At 64.0% G+C, this 17,479-nt stretch carries 18 protein-coding genes and 1 pseudogene; 4 read left to right on the forward strand and 15 right to left on the reverse strand.

The annotated features are described in order from the left end of the window. From MJO58_RS19780 to MJO58_RS19825, 10 genes are all read right to left on the reverse strand, one after another. On the reverse strand, positions 1-357 hold the full coding sequence (locus MJO58_RS19780; protein ID WP_239720694.1) for a hypothetical protein: 357 nt from the start codon (positions 355-357) through the stop codon (positions 1-3). Then, positions 347-3,340 carry an MMPL/RND family transporter gene (locus tag MJO58_RS19785; protein ID WP_239720695.1) on the reverse strand — a complete coding sequence of 998 codons (2,994 nt, stop codon included), beginning with the start codon at positions 3,338-3,340 and terminating at the stop codon, positions 347-349. Before MJO58_RS19785 ends, MJO58_RS19780 begins: the two co-directional genes overlap by 11 nt. Then, entirely contained in the window at positions 3,337-3,768 is a 432-nt protein-coding gene (locus MJO58_RS19790; RefSeq protein ID WP_239720697.1) for an MmpS family transport accessory protein, read from the reverse strand. Before MJO58_RS19790 ends, MJO58_RS19785 begins: the two co-directional genes overlap by 4 nt. 201 nt (positions 3,769-3,969) lie before the next feature. After that, complete coding sequence (locus tag MJO58_RS19795) at positions 3,970-4,239, reverse strand: metal-sensitive transcriptional regulator (protein ID WP_090604920.1); 270 nt, start codon at positions 4,237-4,239, stop codon at positions 3,970-3,972. A 212-nt stretch (positions 4,240-4,451) separates the two neighbouring features. Next, positions 4,452-5,645 (reverse strand): acyl-CoA dehydrogenase family protein, encoded by a 1,194-nt coding sequence (locus MJO58_RS19800; protein WP_239720699.1) that lies wholly within the window; start codon positions 5,643-5,645, stop codon positions 4,452-4,454. A 14-nt stretch (positions 5,646-5,659) separates the two neighbouring features. Then, positions 5,660-6,718, reverse strand: a complete 1,059-nt coding sequence (locus tag MJO58_RS19805) for an acyl-CoA dehydrogenase family protein (RefSeq protein ID WP_239720700.1) — start codon at positions 6,716-6,718, stop codon at positions 5,660-5,662. 20 nt (positions 6,719-6,738) lie between these two features. Then, positions 6,739-7,569, reverse strand: a complete 831-nt coding sequence (locus tag MJO58_RS19810) for an amidohydrolase family protein (protein WP_239720702.1) — start codon at positions 7,567-7,569, stop codon at positions 6,739-6,741. Beyond that, complete coding sequence (locus MJO58_RS19815) at positions 7,566-9,221, reverse strand: acyl-CoA synthetase (RefSeq protein WP_239720704.1); 1,656 nt, start codon at positions 9,219-9,221, stop codon at positions 7,566-7,568. Before MJO58_RS19815 ends, MJO58_RS19810 begins: the two co-directional genes overlap by 4 nt. 12 nt (positions 9,222-9,233) lie before the next feature. Next, positions 9,234-10,436 carry an amidohydrolase family protein gene (locus MJO58_RS19820; protein WP_239720706.1) on the reverse strand — a complete coding sequence of 401 codons (1,203 nt, stop codon included), beginning with the start codon at positions 10,434-10,436 and terminating at the stop codon, positions 9,234-9,236. A gap of 18 nt (positions 10,437-10,454) precedes the next feature. Further along, on the reverse strand, positions 10,455-11,312 hold the full coding sequence (locus MJO58_RS19825) for an enoyl-CoA hydratase (protein WP_239720708.1): 858 nt from the start codon (positions 11,310-11,312) through the stop codon (positions 10,455-10,457). A gap of 293 nt (positions 11,313-11,605) precedes the next feature. On the opposite strand from MJO58_RS19825, the gene MJO58_RS19830 reads away from it, so the two are divergent. Together MJO58_RS19830 and mbp1 are read left to right on the forward strand one after the other, a co-directional pair. Further along, positions 11,606-11,887 (forward strand): hypothetical protein, encoded by a 282-nt coding sequence (locus MJO58_RS19830; protein WP_239720709.1) that lies wholly within the window; start codon positions 11,606-11,608, stop codon positions 11,885-11,887. A 98-nt stretch (positions 11,888-11,985) separates the two neighbouring features. Beyond that, a complete protein-coding gene (gene mbp1 / locus MJO58_RS19835) occupies positions 11,986-12,204 on the forward strand; it encodes a microaggregate-binding protein 1 (RefSeq protein ID WP_239720711.1) in 219 nt (72 codons plus the stop codon). A gap of 90 nt (positions 12,205-12,294) precedes the next feature. Here mbp1 and MJO58_RS19840 read toward each other — a convergent pair whose 3' ends face one another. Both MJO58_RS19840 and MJO58_RS19845 read right to left on the reverse strand, forming a co-directional pair. Continuing rightward, positions 12,295-13,299 (reverse strand): dihydrodipicolinate synthase family protein, encoded by a 1,005-nt coding sequence (locus tag MJO58_RS19840; RefSeq protein WP_090604938.1) that lies wholly within the window; start codon positions 13,297-13,299, stop codon positions 12,295-12,297. Positions 13,300-13,333: 34 nt separating this feature from the next. Next, on the reverse strand, positions 13,334-13,795 hold the full coding sequence (locus MJO58_RS19845; protein ID WP_239720713.1) for an SDR family NAD(P)-dependent oxidoreductase: 462 nt from the start codon (positions 13,793-13,795) through the stop codon (positions 13,334-13,336). Positions 13,796-14,047: 252 nt separating this feature from the next. On the opposite strand from MJO58_RS19845, the gene MJO58_RS19850 reads away from it, so the two are divergent. Then, the gene (locus MJO58_RS19850; RefSeq protein WP_090604941.1) at positions 14,048-14,848 is read left to right on the forward strand and encodes a TetR/AcrR family transcriptional regulator; all 801 of its coding nucleotides are present in this window, start codon (positions 14,048-14,050) and stop codon (positions 14,846-14,848) included. Between the two features lie 15 nt (positions 14,849-14,863). On the opposite strand, the gene MJO58_RS19855 is transcribed toward MJO58_RS19850, so the two are convergent. The 3 genes and pseudogenes from MJO58_RS19855 to MJO58_RS28980 form a co-directional block, all read right to left on the reverse strand. Continuing rightward, positions 14,864-15,754 (reverse strand): enoyl-CoA hydratase/isomerase family protein, encoded by an 891-nt coding sequence (locus MJO58_RS19855; protein ID WP_090604944.1) that lies wholly within the window; start codon positions 15,752-15,754, stop codon positions 14,864-14,866. After that, positions 15,751-16,428: a hotdog family protein gene (locus MJO58_RS19860; RefSeq protein ID WP_090604946.1), complete on the reverse strand. Its 678-nt coding sequence runs from the start codon at positions 16,426-16,428 to the stop codon at positions 15,751-15,753. Before MJO58_RS19860 ends, MJO58_RS19855 begins: the two co-directional genes overlap by 4 nt. After that, positions 16,428-16,523, reverse strand: a pseudogene (locus tag MJO58_RS28980) (hypothetical protein); the annotation flags it as partial. The pseudogene MJO58_RS28980 and the gene MJO58_RS19860, both read right to left, overlap by 1 nt. Positions 16,524-16,658: 135 nt before the next feature. Here MJO58_RS28980 and MJO58_RS19865 point away from each other — a divergent pair. Then, a complete protein-coding gene (locus MJO58_RS19865; protein WP_239720715.1) occupies positions 16,659-17,474 on the forward strand; it encodes an enoyl-CoA hydratase/isomerase family protein in 816 nt (271 codons plus the stop codon). Positions 17,475-17,479 lie beyond the last annotated feature (5 nt).

Here is a 17,479-nt window from a genome sequence, read left to right on the forward strand (position 1 = left end):
TTACGGGCGCGGCGGAATCGACGGCCCTGGCGTCTGGGACGGGCTGGGGCCTGCTGGGCTCATCATGCCACCGGGGCTCATCATGCCGCCGGTGCCCATCATTGGGCACCCGGTCATGCCGGGATGCATGCGGCCACCCGGCCAACCATCTCGATCCCAACCATGCCCATGACCCGAAGACCAGCCCAACATAAGTCCCGAGAAGAAGATCACCGCAACGACGAACACGATTCCGGCGACGATGACCACCCAGGCGGCGGCTTGACCTAGCCGGCTCGGCCGGTCGCGCGATTCGGCAACAGCGGGCTGCCCGGCCGTGGTGGCGCGAGGAGCCGCCAATTCAGATTCATCCGTCATGATTCGAATGATGTCCCATATCTGCCGCCGCCCGGTAGGGACCATCGGCCCCAATAGCGCCCGCCATCGCCGGCGCCGCAAACGTCTGCGAACCAAAAGGACGCTTGACCGCGGCCACCTCCTCGCCCAATAGAAGGGAGCGAACCAGCCGGCGCGGCCCGAAAGGCCGCAGCATCGAGCTGGCGGGTCGCGGACGCACGCGGATCGGCCACCAAAACCAGCGTCCCAGCAATGCCGCGATGGACGGCGTCATGAGCGAGCGCACGATCAGGGTGTCGAACAGCAGACCCAGACCAATTGTGGTGCCGGCCTGTCCAATAGAGCTCAGATCGCTGGCAGCCATTGACATCATGGTGAAGGCGAAGACCAGGCCCGCCGAGGTGACCACCCCACCCGTCTCGCCCATCGAGCGAACAATGCCGGTTTTCAGCCCGGCTCCGATCTCCTCTTGAAAGCGGGACACCAGCAGCAGGTTGTAGTCGGAGCCGACCGCGAGCAGGATGATCAACCCGAACACGGGCGCGATCCAGTTCAAATCCAGGCCTAAGAGATGCTGCCACACCAAGACCGAGAGGCCGAAGGCCGCGCCCAGCGACAACAGCACCGTACCGACGATCACCAGAGACGCGACCAGCGCCCGGGTGATGATCACCATGACCGCGAAAATTAGTGTCAGAGCGGCGATTCCGACGATCAACAGATCGTAGGAGGAACCCGACTGGATGTCACGGTAGATAGCCGCCGTCCCGGCGAGGTAGAACTTGGCATCGGTCAGGGCCGTGCCCTTCACCGCTTGATGCGCGGCGGCCAGTTCCGGCTTGACCGCAGAAATGCCTGCCGGGGTGGCCGGGTCGGCGTCATGAGTGATGATGAAGCGCGCGGCCTTGCCGTCCGGTGACAGGAAAAGCCGCAGGCCCCGCTGGAAGTCAGGATTCTGGAACGCTTCCGGCGGCAGGTAGAAGTAGTCGCCACTGCGAGATGCGTCGAAGGCCTGACCCATCGCGCTGGCGGTATCGGTCATCTGAGCCATTTGCGTGACCAGACCCGAGAAGCTGCTGTGCATGGTGAGCAGGGTCGCTTGCATCGATTTCGCGACCGCGATGATCGGTGGGAACTGGGCGAGCATCTGGGGCATGATCGCGTCGACGTTGCCCATGTCCTTGATCAGCGCGCTCATGGTCTCGCTGAACTTGTCCACACCATCGATCGCCTCGAACACCGACCTCGACGCCCAGCACACGGGGATGTTGAAACAGTGTTGTTCCCAATATAAGTAGCTGCGGAACGGTCTTGCGAAGTCGTCGAAATCCGCCAGATGGTCGCGCATCTCGTTCAGCGTGGCTTGCATCTCGCCCATGTCGCCGACCATGTGGTGCGTCGTGCTGCTCATCTGCCCGAGCAAACCCTGCATCCGCTCCATCGAGCCGACCATCGCGCCGAGGTCGTCGCTCATCGTGAGCATGTCGGCCGTGCGGTCCCTCATGAATTGGAGGTTCTGCTGGATCGGGATCGACTGGGCACTGATCTGGAACGGTATCGACGTGTGCTCAATCGGGCCACCCAACGGTCGGGTAATGCTTTGCACCATCGCGATCCCCGGGGAGCGAAAGACATCGTTGGCAATTCTGTCCAAAATGATCATGTCGCCGCTGTTCCGCATGTCGTGGTCGCCCTCGACCATCAGGACATCGGGATTCATGGTGGCGGCGCTGAAATGGCGCTCTGCGGCGGCATATCCGACGTTCGATGGCAGCGTGCCGGGTATATAGAAGCGGTCGTTATAGCTGACCTTCATGCTCGGCATGATCAGGATGCCAACGATCGCGATGATCAGCGAGGCGGCGAACACGGGGCCTGGCCAGCGGACCGTCGCGGTCCCAATGCGCCGCCACCCACGCGTCTTGATCATCCGTCTCGGGTCGAGCAAACCGAATCGAGTCGCGACCGCGACCACGGCCGGGGCCGCGGTGAGCGCACCCGCGACCACCACGAGCAATCCCAGAGCCGACGGAATCCCCAACGCCTTGAAGTACGACAGTCGCGCCAGGTGGAGGCAGAAGGTGGCGCCGGCGATCGTCAACCCCGAGCCCAAGATGATGTGAAAGGTCCCGCGAAACATCGTGTAGTAAGCGGTCTCTCGATCCTGACCGGCTTGGCGGGCCTCCTGATAGCGACCGATCAGAAATATCGCATAGTCGGTTCCCGCTGCGATCGCCAGCGAGGACAACATCGCGACGACGAACGTCGAGAAGCCCAACAGCCCGTAGTTGCCGAGTAGCGCGATAAGCCCTCTGGCCGTGCCCATTTCGAAACCGACCATGACGAGGACCAGCAGCACTGTGCTGACCGAACGATAGGCAATGAACAGCATGATCATGATGACCAGGCCCGTCACACCCATCATTTTGAGCATGCTCTTGTCGGCGGCCTCATTCATGTCGGTGGTGAGCGGTGCCGGACCCGTCACGTAGACCTTGATCCCGTCGGGCGGTGCTGACTTGTCGACGGTCTCGCGCACGGCTTTGACGGACTCGTTGCCCTGGGTGCTGCCCTGGTTGCCGGCCAAATTGAGTTGGACGTAAGCGGCTTTGCCGTCCCGGCTCTGCACGCCGGCGGCGGTGAGCGGGTCTCCCCACACGTTGTGCACGTGCTGCACGTGCCTGGGGTCGGCCAGCAGTTTGTTCACCAATCCGTCGTAATAGCGGTGCGCCTCATCTGCGAGAGGCTTGTCGCTTTCCACGACGATCATCGCGGTGCTGTCGGAATCGGATTCGTGAAAGGTTGCGCCGATCCGTTTCGCAGCGATCATCGCCGGCGCATCTTGTGGCGACATCGTCACCGCGTGGTTGCGCGCTACCGATTCGATCGGCGGCACAAGCACGTTCAGGGCAACGGTCAACAGCAGCCAAGCTATGAGGATCGGCACCGCGAACCTGCGGACAAACCGCATGAATTTCGGACGGGCATCGCGATCGGTGCTCATGCGGCTTTCACCAAACAGGAGGCTTGCGCGTCGCGTCCGGCCGAGGATTTCTCGTCTTTGACCTCGCCGTTGACCGTAATGCGGCACCCGATGCTATCGCTATTGCCCTGTGCCACCACGCTTGCGATTACCGCCGGCACCGTCGTGGTGACCGTCACTGTCCAGGGCAAGCCGGTGAAATTCGCCCATTCCGGCTGAGCCTTCTTATCGAGGTAACTCACGCTTCCCGCCGTGTCGCTGGGTCCGTACACCTCATAGGTCACCCGCTTGACATACGAAGGCTCAAGCGGTTCGGCGCTACTTCCGGTCGCCGTGAAGATCGCGTCGGAGCCGAAGACGCTGCGCAGCCGTGCGACGGCGACACCACCGACGGCAACCGCCACCACGACCACGATCGGCACCCATGTTCGTTTCAAGAAGGTCAACATCGGTGTGTTCTCTTCCGCCTCGTGTCGTCGGTTTCGCGCCAGGGCTCCCCCGCCCAGCCCCGAGCGCGAATCGGTACGTTATATACCCTACCCAGTATGGTATAGGAATAGACAAATGGAGATACTTTGCCCAGCTCAGGGCGCTACTGGTGGTTTCTCAAAATGCAGCCATGCGGTGGCTGCGCCAAAGAATCGACTGGGTCAGGCCAACGCGAGGAAGAGCTTCTCCAGCTCGTCTTCCGTCAACGGCTTCTTGCCCTTTGCGGCTTTTCCGGTTGTGCATTCGCGCATGCCCGTGGCCACGATTTTGAATCCGGCGCGATCGAGCGCGCGCGACACGGCGGCGAGCTGCGTGACCACGTCCTTGCAGTCGCGGCCCTGCTCTATCATCGAGATCACGCCCGCCAGCTGTCCTTGTGCCCGGCGCAACCGATTCAACACGGCAGCGATGCTGTCTTCGTCTCCAACCATCACGGTCCCCTCGCTTGTTATATGCCAATATAAGCCATCATCCCCCGGGGGGTATTCCGCAGTGCCGTGCAATGCCGTGCAGTGTCGTGCAGTGCCGTGCCGGGCGGCGCGCATACCTCCTCGCCCGCTCGAGTGTGACGTGGTGGCGGCGACACGCCGCCAAACAGCGCCGCCAGTTCACACTCGACGCGGGGTTGGTGTGTGGCGCGGGGTCAGGAAACCTTCTTGATCGGCGGTGAGTAGTTGGGCTTGCCCAGCCCGAGCGTGTACTGGCCGATCATGTTGCGGAACACCTCGAGGGTGCCACCGTAGATCCCGACCAGCGGCGCGAAGCGGTAGACGTATTCGGCGCTGCCGTCATCGGCGGCCCCGTCGGTGCCGAACGGCAGGGTCGACGCCGCGCCGTGGATGTCCATCAGGTCCGGGGAGATGTCACGCATCGTCTGCGCAATCGCGACTCGCCCGTAGATGTTCGGGGATGACAATGCCGCCTCCAAGCGGGCGACGCTGCGGCCCAACCGGTATGCGACCGATTGGTCGTCAACGAGCTTGCGCCCATTGGGATCCGGCCGCGCCACGGCCTGCACGGCGTTGTCGACCGCCAGGGCCATCGAACCGGCCTGGTGCATCATGATCGACGTGTCCTGCAAGCCGTCGGGCGCGGCCGCGACCGCGCCGTGCTCGGTGTTGAGCGGCTCGCGCAGCACCGTCCAGCCCGCGTTGACGTCGCCCAGCCGGTACTTGTCGTCGACGCGGACATCGCTGTAGTAGACGATGTTGGTCCGGTCGCCGTCCACGGTGCGGATGCCCTGGATCTCGATGCCCGGGGAGTCCAATGGCACCAGAAACATGGTCAGGCTCTTGTGCTTTGGCGCATCCGGGGCGGTGTTGGTGATCAGGAAGACGTACTGGCAGTTGTGCGCGCCCGTGGTGAACATCTTCGAACCGTTGATCACCCAGTTGTCGCCGTCGCGTACGGCGCGGGTTTTGCAGGTCGCGATGTCGGAACCGCCCTCAGGCTCGGTGTAACCGAGGCAGAGCCTGACCTCGCCGCTAAAGACACGCGGCATGACCTCGTCCTGCAGTTCGGCCGAGCCGAACCTCGCGACCGACCGGGCGACCATGGCGGTGGTCCCCCAAGTCACCCAAGGAACGTGGGCGCGGCGTTTCTCCAGCTCGTAGATGCGCCGGCGCACCCGACTGAATCCGCCCTCGGATTCCGGCTTCCATTCCCGCGCCAGATACCCCGCAGCCCCGAGTGCCAGATGCACACCCTCGTCGAAGTTGTCACCGGTCTCGCGGTCGCGCCGCAGAACTTCGTCAGTTACCTGGGTTTTCAGGAAGCTGCGCAATTCCTCGCGAAAAGCCTTGTCCTCGTCGGATAGCTCGACCCGGGAGAAGTCCATGTCTTGCTCCTGTCCTAGACGGCTGCCGCGGCGCTCTCGCGAGCGGTCACAATCTCGGCGACGCGTTTCGCGGTGGCACCCGGATCTCCGGCCGCCAGCGGCCATCCCCGGGCACGCACCAGGTAGGCCGTCGCCGCGGCTTCGGACGAAACACCAAGTCCACCTTGGATATGGACAGCCATGGTCGCCGCCTTGGCGGCCTCCTCCGCCATGAACACGAAAGCCGACGGCGCCAGCTCCGCCCGTTCCCGCGGTTCGTGGTCCAGGAACCAGGCCGCCCGCCGGGCCAGGTTGCGTCCGCCCGCAACGGTGATGGCCATGTTAGCCAGCGGATGCGAAATGGCCTGCAGCGTCGAGATCGGGACACCCAATGTGTAACGGGTCTTGGCGAATTCGGCCGCGATGGTCATCGTCTCCTCGACCAGGCCTACCAGGGCAGCCGCGGTCAGCAGTCGCCATTCGTCCAGTGCCAGTTCGTAGTTCGCCAGCGCTTCGGGCCCCTGCGCCACAACCGTGCGGGTGTCGGCGCCGGCCGGGTCGACCCAGGCCATCGGCAGCCGGCCGAGGTTGTCGACCTTGGCGGGCCGGGTCCCGAAGGTCAGGCGCACCACCTGATCGCCGTCGCGGACGATGATGTGGTCGGCGATCGATCCGGTCGGGATCAGCCGCAAGCCCGGTGCGCTGTCGATCCGCGCGTCGATGCCCACGAGCTGCTCACCGTCGGTGATACCGGCGGTATCTTCGCCCAGGCCGCCGAGCCGGCCCAGCAGCCGCGCCGCGCAGACGTGATCGACCCACGGAACAGGCGCCAGCGAGCGCCCGATCTCCTCGGCCACCAGCGTAAGGTCGACGAGCGTCGCCCCGTCGCCGCCGCAGGACTCGGGCAACGCCATCGTCGTCGCGCCCATCGCGCACAAACGCTCCCACAGGTTCTTGTCGAATCCAAAAGGTTCTGCGGCGCGGACCGTTTCGATGGAACAGTGGGTCTTGAAGAACTGCTTGTAGGCATTCTGCAGATCCACATGGTGATCGGACAGGCTGTAGTCCAGTCTGCGCAGCTCGAAGCGGTCCATCTCTGTGCTCCTGTCGTATCTCAGGCTCGGTCGCCGAAGAAAAACTCCTGTGCGTTGTTGTACAGGTAGTTGTCCAGTACCTCGGCGGGCAGGTCCAGCGCGCGGGCTTCGGGGATCACCCGGTGCATCCGCAGAACCGGCCAGTCGGATGCGTAGATCACCTTGTTCGGGCCGCGGGTCCGCATGTAGTGCAACAGGCTTTCCGGCAACCGCTTGGGCGACCACGCCGAGGTCATCAGGCGCAGGTTTTCATACTTGAGCATCAGCCTGATCGCGACATCCCACCATGGATCGGCGCCGTGGATCATGCACAGCTTGAGCTCGGGAAACCGCACGCACACCCGGTCGAGGTGAATGGGGTTCTGCACCTCGCCGGGAATCGGCGGCCCCGGAATACCGGTGTTGACGCATAGCGGCAGGTTGAGTTCCGCGCACTTGGCGTACAGCGGGTAGTAGACGGCGTCGCTGGGCGGGTACTGGCCGTCGGCCCAAAAGCTCGGTCCCACTACGGCATACGCGACCGGCAGGTCGCGCATGACAGCGGTCAATTCGCGCAACGGCCCCACCGGGCGCAACAGGTTCACACCACCCATGGCCAGCGCAAAACGGTCCGGCTTGGCTTCGACGAATTTGCGCGCGGTGGTCGACGGGCTGGCGAGGTTATCCATCAGGACGGCCTTGCGCACCCCGTGGGCATCCATTTCGTCGAGTAGCTCGGCCAAGTCGACCGGCGCGAACATCGACTGCGGGCCCTTGAAGTAGTCGTCGCGGACCTTGAGCATCCAGGTGGGCTGAGAGTCGACCTCTCCGAAATGCACGTTGACCAGGCAGTCGATCGCTTTGTCGTTCACGGTGACCCTTCTGCCTCGGCGCCGGCCAATGCTGTGACCGGAAGCTGTTCTGCGGCAGCCTGTTTAGCCCACCGGTAGTTTGGCTTGCCATTGCCGAGTCGCAGAACCTGCTCGACGAACAGAATGGCCTTGGGCGCTTTGAAGTGCGCCAGCTGCGACTTGCACAACGCTGCCAGCTCGGCTCCTTCGACGGTGGCGGCGCCCGGCGCCAGCGCGACCAGCGCGACGACTTCCTGGCCCCAGCGATCGCTGGGGCGCCCCACCACCAGCGCGTCGGCGACGCCGGGATGGGTACGCAGCACCTCTTCGACCTCTTCGACGAAAACCTTTTCACCGCCGGTGTTCACCACCAGCGAATCGCGCCCGTACAGGCGCAGGGTGCCGTCGGATTCGATACTGGCCCGGTCGCCGGGTATCACCACCCTGGTGCCTTCGATCACCGGGAAGGTGCGCTCGGTGGCCTCGGCGTCGTCGAAGTAGCCCAACGGAATCCGGCCGCTTCGTGCCACCCAGCCGATCTCGGGATCGCCGGGCGCCAAGAACCTGCTGCGATCCTCCGACACCACCGCTCCGCCCTCGCGGAGGTGAAAGGTCTCGCTCTGCGTGCCGCGCTGACTGTGCCCGAATCCCATGTTGCCGGATTCCGACGAGCCGTAACCATCGATGATGGTGACCTGCGGCAGCTTTTCCATCAACGCACGCTTGAACTTGGGATTCGTTGCGGCCCCGCCGGTGCCGATGCCATTCAGCGTCGACAGGTTGTAGGAACCTCGTTGCAGCTCGGCGACCAGCGGGCCGGCATACGCGTCACCCACCATGGTCATCATGCCGACCCCTTCGCGCTCGGCGGTCTTCCACACCGCGCGCGCGTCGAGTTTGCCCCGGCCGTCGTAGAGCACGGCGGTGAACCCGCCCATGATCGCCGCGAAGGCGGTCCACATGCCGGCGGCATGCATCAGCGGCGAGACCGCGAACCACGGCTGACCGCCGCCGCGTACCTTGGCATGGATCTCGTCGACGCTGGCGTGGTCGGCCCCGACCATCGATGCCACGTACATGTCGCTTTGGCGCCACAGGACGCCTTTGGGACGGCCGGTCGTTCCGCCGGTGCACATCATGATCAAATCGTCGGGTGATCCCGGCGCCGGATTGCCCGAACCGCCTTGTGCCAGTGCATCTTCCAGCGATACCGCACCGGGCAACTCGGCGGCGCCGCTGCCGTCGTCGATGGAGATCAGCAGCTCGGCACCGGGTGACGGCAGCACCTCGGCGCACCGCGCGCCCAGGGATCGGTGATAGATGATGCCGCGCGGCCGGACGTAGGAGAGTAAGTCGGCGATCTCCCGCGGCGAATAGCTGTAGTTCACGTTGACCGGAACCACGCGGGCTTTCAGGCACGCGATCACCGCGTCCGGGTACAGATCGTTGTACATCAGCAGCGCGACCCGGTCTTGGCCGCATTCCCAGCGGTTCAGCGTGTCCCGCTCACGGTGCGCCCCGAAACCGTTGGCGCTCAGGAAGTTCGCCAATCGACTGGTTCGTTCTGCCGACTCCGCGAAGGTGCTGCGGCGCGATCCGCACACCGTCATCACACGGTTGGGGATGACGTCGGCGATGGCATCGAGAACCGCCCCGACGGTCCATTCACTCACTGCCCGGGCCGCCTAGGCCGCCACGGTGGCTTTGACGCCGAGCAGATCTAACGCGTTGTCGCGCATAATCTTTCGGATATCCGACTCGCTGAAGGCGGTGAGTTCCTCGGCGAACGAAACCGGCGACTCGAGGCCTTCGCCGTGCGGCCAATCGGAGCCGAACAGGATCTTGTCGACGCCGATGACTTCGGCCAGCTCCGGTAGGTCGTCCTCGTAGTACGGGGCGATCCATACGTTGTTGCGCAACTGCTCCACCGGATCCTCGGGGAAGTCGCGCGGCTGGGTGTTGGCCGCCTTCTTCAGTCGCTTGACGAGCCGATGCACAAAGTACGAACCGTTTTCGATGCTGACCGCCTTCAGTTTCGGGTGGCGGGTGAACACACCGTGCACGATCATCGAGGCCATCGTGTCGTGAATGGCACGGTCGTCGAGGAGCACATTGTCCAACGGATCCTTGGCGCCAAACCCTTCGAACGTCGCCTTTCCGCCCCAGGCCGCCGCGATGTGCAGATAGCCGCTGTCGCTGAGATGGAATCCCACCGGCACTCCCGCCTCGGCCAGCCGGGCCCACACCGGGTCGTGGCTGGGATGCCCCAGCGACCGCGGCTTGACCAAGCCGGGCACCGGCGCCGGACGAACCAGCACCAGCTTGGCGCCGCGCGCCAACACGAAGTCGACTTCCTCGAGCGCCTTGACCGAGTCGGCCAACGAGATGATCGGGGCGGCAATGATTCGGCGATCCGGCCGGTCGAAGCCCCAGTCCTCGTCGAGCCACAGGTTGAACGCGTGCACCGATGCCATCGTCGCGTCGATGTCGTGCTTGAGCGCTTCTTCGACTCCGCACCCGAATGTCGGCAACATGAAGACGGTGTCGATGTCCTGGGTGTCCATCACCGTGATGCGAGCGTCGCGATTCTGGTACTCGGGGTGTTCGCCGAGCCGCTCGACCTTCATCAGCGACGCCGGATCGACACCCTCGGGAATCTCACCGCGGAACAACAGGTCAAGGCAACCGGGCACGATGATCGGGTCGAACGTGGGGTTGGGAATGAAGTGATTGACCTGGCCTCCGATGATGGCCAAGGTGCGCTTGCCCTGGGTGACCATCTGCACGCCGCGGCTCTTGAACGCCTTGTCCAGGTGGCGGGTGAACGCGTCCAGCGGTTCGTAGTAGTGGTTGTCGACATCAATCGCCTTGTAGCTCAAGCTATGCATGACCTTCCTTCCCGGGAACTACGCGTCTGTTGGGCTCAGCGAAGGAAACTTCGGGGGCCGCTTCTCGAGGAAACTCGTGATTCCTTCGATGACGTCCGGCCGCGACATCGCCTCGTGCACCAAGACTTCGGAACGGGCATTCGCGTCCACGACGTCGCGGATGTCGTCGCCGTAGACCTGCCGTTTGATAACGGCCATCGATGCCGGTGAACAGTGCTCGGCCATGTCCTCGGCGTACTGCACAGCCCGCTTCATCAGGTCGTCGGCCGCCACGACCTCTTTGACCAGACCCAGCTCGGCGGCCTCCTCGGCAAGAAAGGTACGCGCACTCAGCAACAGATCGAGCGCGATTCCCATGCTGGTCAGGCGCGGCAGAATCCAGGAGATGCCGAATTCGGCGATCAGTCCCCGGCGAGCGAACACGGCGCCGAATTTGGCCCCGGCAGCGGCGAACCGCACGTCGCACATCAGCGCCTGGGTCAGACCGATGCCGACACAGGCACCGTTGATGGCCGCGATGACGGGCTTACGCAGCGTGGTCACAAAGTGCGGCGGTCGTTCACCAACCAATTCGGCCAGGTTCGTCTCACCGGCCTTCTCCATCGATTCGCCGACCTTGGTCGCCTCGCTCGGCGCGCCCAGATAGGCGCCGGCGCAGAACCCTCTGCCCCGACCGGTCAGCACTGTCGCCCTGATCGCGGGGTCGGATTCGGCGCGGTCGACGGCGGCATAGAACCCGGCCGCAATGTCAGGACCCCACGCGTTGAGGCGGTCCGGCCGATTGAACGTCAGGATGGCGACGCCGCTGTCAGTGGTCTCGTACAACACCGCGTCGTCGGCTTGAGAGTCCTGGGAGGCGCCGTTGCTTGCGGACATCTTCCGCGGCACCTCCTCATGGGCTTGACGACGGATTTCAGTGGGCTTTGTACCCATACTGTATACCTATCGGTACCGCATTCCACAACTATCCCTGCGGTCCCGCGAACCCACGCCAAACAGCGGATTCGCGATGGGCGATCACGGTCCGGAAGGTCGCGGAGAGCGGGTCCGCGGAGGCGACGGGAAGCCGAAATCTTCGGCAACAAAGCGCACCGCGTTGTTTGGGATCGCGACTCGCCGGGTTACCGGCACGGAAGGACGTGAACATCTGGCAGCTAGGGGGACCAGTCGTGAAATCGACGATCAGGGCGGTCGTGCATCGGTTGAAGCAGGCGCGGTCCGCGCTGTTGAAGGTCGAAGCGGCGTGGGCGGGCACGCAATTCCTGCTTGGGTTGGGGCCGCTGGGCGTGCTGATCGCGCTCGTCTTGTGGGCACGACGGCGCCGAAACAACAACGAGCCGGCGCAGCCGGACACCCGAGCGCCGAACGCCACGGACGCCGAAGTCGAAGCCGACGGCAACGTACCGGTCACCGCGGCTTCGGCAGCTGCCGGAGATGGGCTGGCGCACTGACACTGTGGCGAGTGCCACGTACCGACAGTGTTTTCGCCCGTCCGGCGGTTGGGAAGAGGAAGTAATGGCACCCACTAGGCAGGAGGAGGGAATCGCCAATGGTTGACGTCATCAGGGGCGTCGTGGAAGACGTTGTCGGCAAGGCCAAGGAGGTAGTCGGTACGGTCGCGGGTCGCAACGACTGGATCACGGAAGGCCAGGCGCAGCAAGACAAAGCAGAAGCGCTGCGCAATGCCTCGAAGAAGGCGGCTGAGGCCGACAAGGCGCGCGCCGAAGCGAAAGTTCACAAGGCGCGTCAACGCGCCGAACAGAACTAGCCAACGTCCGCGTTCGCAAGGCCCGGTCACCCCCTCGGTGGCCGGGCCTTCGCATGGGCTTGGGGCACAACGGCTTTAGGCGCTCGGTTGTTAGTTGATCAGCCCGAGCTTGCGATACGCCGTCTCCATTTGGGCTTTGGCCCCGGGCGGCAGCTCGGCCTGCGGAGGCCGGGAATGCGGATAGGAGCCTATCGGCAGGCCCAATAGCGAAGCGGCGTACTTGAACGCCCCTCCCCAGTGGGTGAAGTAGTCCGATCGTCCCGGATAGCAGGTCCACCACGGACCAATGTCGAGATCGAACTGGTCCAGACCGGACTCGCGGCCGTAATCCATTGCTTCGAGCAGCTTGTCGGACATCACCAGATCCCAATACTCGGAAAACAGTCGCCGCTGTGGGGTCTCGAACAGGTATCCGGCGGTACCCAATTGAGCCGGGCAGACGATTCCGTCGCGCAGCCATCCGGCCCGATACACCGTCTTGTCGCATTCCCACACCGCCAGACCGGGCGCCAGTTCATGCAGCATCCTGCTGGCCGACGGTCGGAACGCGCCCTCCTTGGTGGCGCACACCGCGGGCACCTCGGCGTAAATGCGGGCGCTCTCGGCCGGGCTCAACACATAACCCGAGGACGGGGAATTGAACATGCCTAACGCGATATCCGTGCGGGCCGCAACGTATTTGAAGAAGCGCAGCACGCCCTCGCCGCCGTGTGCCTCCATCATCGGTGTTTGAATGTAGACGATGTCCGCGCCCGCCTCCTGGGCGTGCAGCGTCAAATCCAGACAGTCCTTCGCCGACATGGCCGCGGTGCAGGACTGCACCACCACATCGGGATTGATGCGACGCGCCTCCTCGATCGCCACTTCCAGCAGGCGCTTGCGCTCGCCGTTGGTCAGCGACCAGAACTCGGAAAGTCCGCTGGTGCACCACAACATCGGGTGCCCGAGATCACCGACGCAGTACCGCACCAGCGTCCGGTAGGCATCCCAATCGATGTCGTCGCCGTCGGGACCGCAAAACGGCGTGTAGAGGGAGTCTCCGATTCCCCGCAACGCTCCGCGCGCCCAGGTGCGCGCCTCAGTAGCTGTTGCCACGATCCACTCCTTTTGTCGGACAAGCGATTTGAGTTCAGGTGAAGTCGCAACCACCGTCGACGTTGACCTTGACGTTGGCGCTGGTAGGAGTTGCGCCGGATGCGAGAAATGCGACGACGGGCACACGGCGCAGCATTCCCATCGCGCCGTCTTCGACGGCCGCACGCCACTGGTCGTCGGTCAGATCTTCCAAGCCGCCCGGCGCTCCCGGCCCGACCGTATTGATCAGAACGTTGAGTTCGCCGTTGCATCGGGCGCACATCGCGGCGAATACCTTGTCGACCTCCGCGGCGTCACCGATGTCGACCGCAAACCCAACGGCGTCCGGACTGCCGTGTTCAGTGAGATCCGCCACTGCGCTGTCGATGCGGGCTTGAGTTCGACCGACCAGCGCCACCCGGGCGCCGTCGGAGGCCAGGCAACGGGACGCGGCCAATCCCGTGCCCCGGCTACCATCGACAACTACTGCTGTCGCATTCGCCAGACCTAGATCCATGGCGATTTCCGCGGCTCGTGCGCTGCGGCAGCCGATGGCTTGCGTCCGGTCATCTTTGCCGTCCAGCCTTGTATACCAAAAAGCCTACGATAGGTATTACAGTAGCAGATGGAAAAGCGCACGAGAGCCCGGTTGACGGTCATACCCGAATGGCGACACGCCTACATATACGCAGGTGGGAGTACATCTGCGGAGTAGATTTGGTGCAATCGGTGGCACGGTTTCCAGACCGTACGCGCAGGATACAGTTTGATGGAGGTGCCCGTAGTGGCAAAGCAAGCAACCGCTGATAAGCGTCAACGACGCGAACGCGGGTCCATCAACCCCGACGACATCATCAGCGGCGCATTCGAACTCGCCGAGCAAGTCTCAATCGACAACTTGAGCATGCCGCTGCTCGGCAAACACCTCGGCGTGGGAGTTACCAGCATCTACTGGTATTTCCGCAAGAAGGACGACTTGCTCAACGCGATGACCGACCGCGCATTGAGCAAATACGTGTTCGCCACGCCCTATGTCGAAGCCAGCGATTGGCGCGAAACCCTGCGTAACCATGCGCGCTCAATGCGTAAGACGTTTATGGGCAACCCAATTCTGTGCGACCTGATTTTGATTCGCGCGGCGCTGAGCCCCAAGGCGGCCCGACTGGGCGCCCTCGAGATGGAAAAGGCGATCTCCAATCTGGTCGAGGCCGGTCTCACGCCCGAAGACGCCTTCGATACCTATTCGGCGGTTTCGGTACACGTCCGCGGCTCGGTAGTACTGCAGCGGCTCTACGAAAAGAACCAGTCCTCCGACGTCGGCCCGCGCGCCATCGAGGACGCCGTCGCGATCGACCCCGAAAAGACTCCGCTGCTCGCCCAGGTAAGCCGGATAGGTCACCGGATCGGGGCGCCCGATGAAACCAATTTCGAGTACGGCCTCACCTGCATCCTCGACCACGCCAACCGGTTGATCGACGAGGGGTCAAAAGCCGCCAAGTCGACCGCATCGCGGCCGCGCAAGGCGACGAAGTCCGCCTCTCCGCGTGCCCGGGCAACTGCCGACCGCTAGGCGCGAATTCCGTTATTAGGCTTCGGGTTCCGGCACATGGAAGTGCTCGTCGCGTAGCCGGAACGCTTCCTTGGTGCCGTGCTGGGCGCGGGTTTTGACGAAGTTGAATTCGTCCGGCCCGAATTGCAGGTTGGTGCCGTAGGCGTGGAACAGATAGCTTGCGACTTCCTCACCGTTGTACGCCTGGGACTGCTCGACGAGGCGGAAGGCTTCCTTGGCGATCACAACTCCGTCGGCGGGCATCTTCGCGGCCTTCTCCGCCCAATACCGGGCGCGTGCGGTCACCGCGCCGGGATCGCATGTGTCGGTGAATATTCCGAGATGCTCGAGCTCGACCGCTTCGATCACGTCACCGGTCAATAGCAGGCGGCGGGCCAGGACCGGCCCCAACCGGTGGAAGAACATGTGCAAGCTGCCCAGCGCGGGTCCCAGGAAGCGCGTCGCCGGCATGCCGATCTTCGTGTCGCGCGCGATCACCGAGATGTCGGTCATCAGCGCCATCTCGAAGCCACCGCCCAACGCGTAGCCGGAGATCTCTCCCACCGTCACCTTCGGGAAGCCCATGAAGTTGTGGTAGAAGCTAAACGACTTGCGGTCCACCGCAAGTCGCCTACGCTGACTGGGCCGGCGCTTGGCCGCGGCCTCGTCGGGCGCCTTGGACTTGTCGCCATACCAGCCGTATGCGTTGTTCATGTCTGCCCCGGTGGAGAAGACTCCCTGCGCTCCGCGCAGCAACACCACGGTCAAATCGTCGTCGTCGGCCACCTGATCCAGGCAGCGGCCGACGGCTTCGCGCATGGTGGCGTCATAGGAGTTGCGCTGCTTGGGATTGTTCAGTGTGATCGTCGCGATCCGCTTGCCGGGATCGACCTCGAAAAGCACGCGATCGTCGTGCGGGGCGGTCATGTCGCGGATTCCTTTCGCCGCCTGCCGAATCTGTAGCCGGTCAGCTTGTCCGGTTGCGACGCCAGGGTGTTGACCTGGCCACTGCACAGCACATCGTCGCCGAGCAGCAGCCGTGCGGTCGACTCGATTCCCCGCTCGACCTGCGACCGGGCGATGTCGAACCGCAGCTCGGTCAGCAGCGGCGTCGGCCGCCGGAAGCTCACGTGCAGCGATCGCGTCTTGCCGGACAGTCCCATGACGCAACTGTGGTGCTGGATCACGCAGTCGAAGAACACCGACAGAAAGCCGCCGTGCACCAGTCCCGGCGGCCCTTCGTAGACGACCGGGAAAGAAACGCGACCCTCGGCGTTGTCGGCGTCGAGGTAGTCGAAGGAGTACTCGGGAAAGGACGGGTTGTAGGCGCCGATGTCGGTGGCGTGGTTGAGATAAACCCGCCGCCGATCGTCGTCGACCTCACCGATCCGGGGCGCGTAATCCACCGGCGCGGCGCTGGCGAGCTCGCCTTCCCATTCGACGAACTTCGCCAGCATCGCATCGACCGTCGGGTGCGGATGTTCCAGGGAGAGCAGCAGTGAGCTCAGCCGTCGCATCGCGCCGGCGGCCGCCACGGTTTGAGTAAGCGGCATCTCGCCGAATTTTGCGTCGTCGGCGCGTACCGGTGTCGCTTCGCCCATTAACGCCGCTCCTCTTCATCGCTCGGTGCTCCGCAAGCGGGTGGGGGTACCTCCCGCTTGCGGGGGCGTGCCCCCACTGCATCGTCGTCGGCGCGGCCCATGCGACCTTCTCCCACCGGGTGTGACCCGGTTGTTCCGTCGGCAGCGTTTCCTTGATAACTTATACAGCGTACCAATCGTATTGCCTACTGTATGGGTAACCGTATCGCTGAGAAAGGCCGGATCCGACGGTGAGTCACGACGCCGATGCGGCCGACGCCGAGGGGTCGGTGATCCCCCGCCGGGACGGCGCGATTCTGCGGCTGACTCTTGACCGTCCGCAGCGGCGTAATTCGTTGACCCACTTAATGATCGAAGCTTTGGTTCGCGCGCTGACCGAAGCCGCCACCGACGACTCGCTGCGCGCGATCCACCTGCGCGGCGCCGGGGAAGACTTCTGTTCGGGCGCCGACTGGGTCGCCACCAACAACGGACAGCGGCCGCGCACCGGGGACCTGGTGCGCCGGATTCCGCACGCCGCACACCGGCTGATCGAGCTGGTACAAACCATCCAGCTCCCGGTGGTCTGCACCGTTCGGGGCTGGGCGGTGGGTATGGGCTGCAATCTTGCTCTGGCCGCCGACTTCGCCGTGGCGGCCAACGACGCCGTGTTCTGGGAGCCGTTCATCGAACGGGGATTCAGCCCGGATTCCGGTGCAACCTGGCTGCTGCCCCGCCTGGTTGGGGTGGCGCGGGCCCGGCGCATGCTGCTGCTCGGCGAGAAGGTGAGCGGAGCCACGGCGGCCGACTGGGGGTTGATCCACCAAGCCGCCGACCCGGCCGACCTCGACGACAGCGTCGAGCAGCTGCTCGTGCGTCTTGCCGACGGGCCAACCGTCGCGCTCGGGCTGGCCAAGCAAGCCCTCAACTACGGCCAGCACGCGTCGCTGAGCCAGTCCATGACACAGGAGCTGTTCAACCTGGAACTGTCTTGTCGTACAAGAGATTTTAAAGAAGGCCTGGAAGCCTTTCGGCAACGACGCACGCCGAAATTCGATGGACGCTGAAGGGA

Source organism: Mycobacterium lentiflavum (genome assembly GCF_022374895.2).
GTDB classification, from domain to species: Bacteria; Actinomycetota; Actinomycetes; order Mycobacteriales; family Mycobacteriaceae; genus Mycobacterium; species Mycobacterium lentiflavum.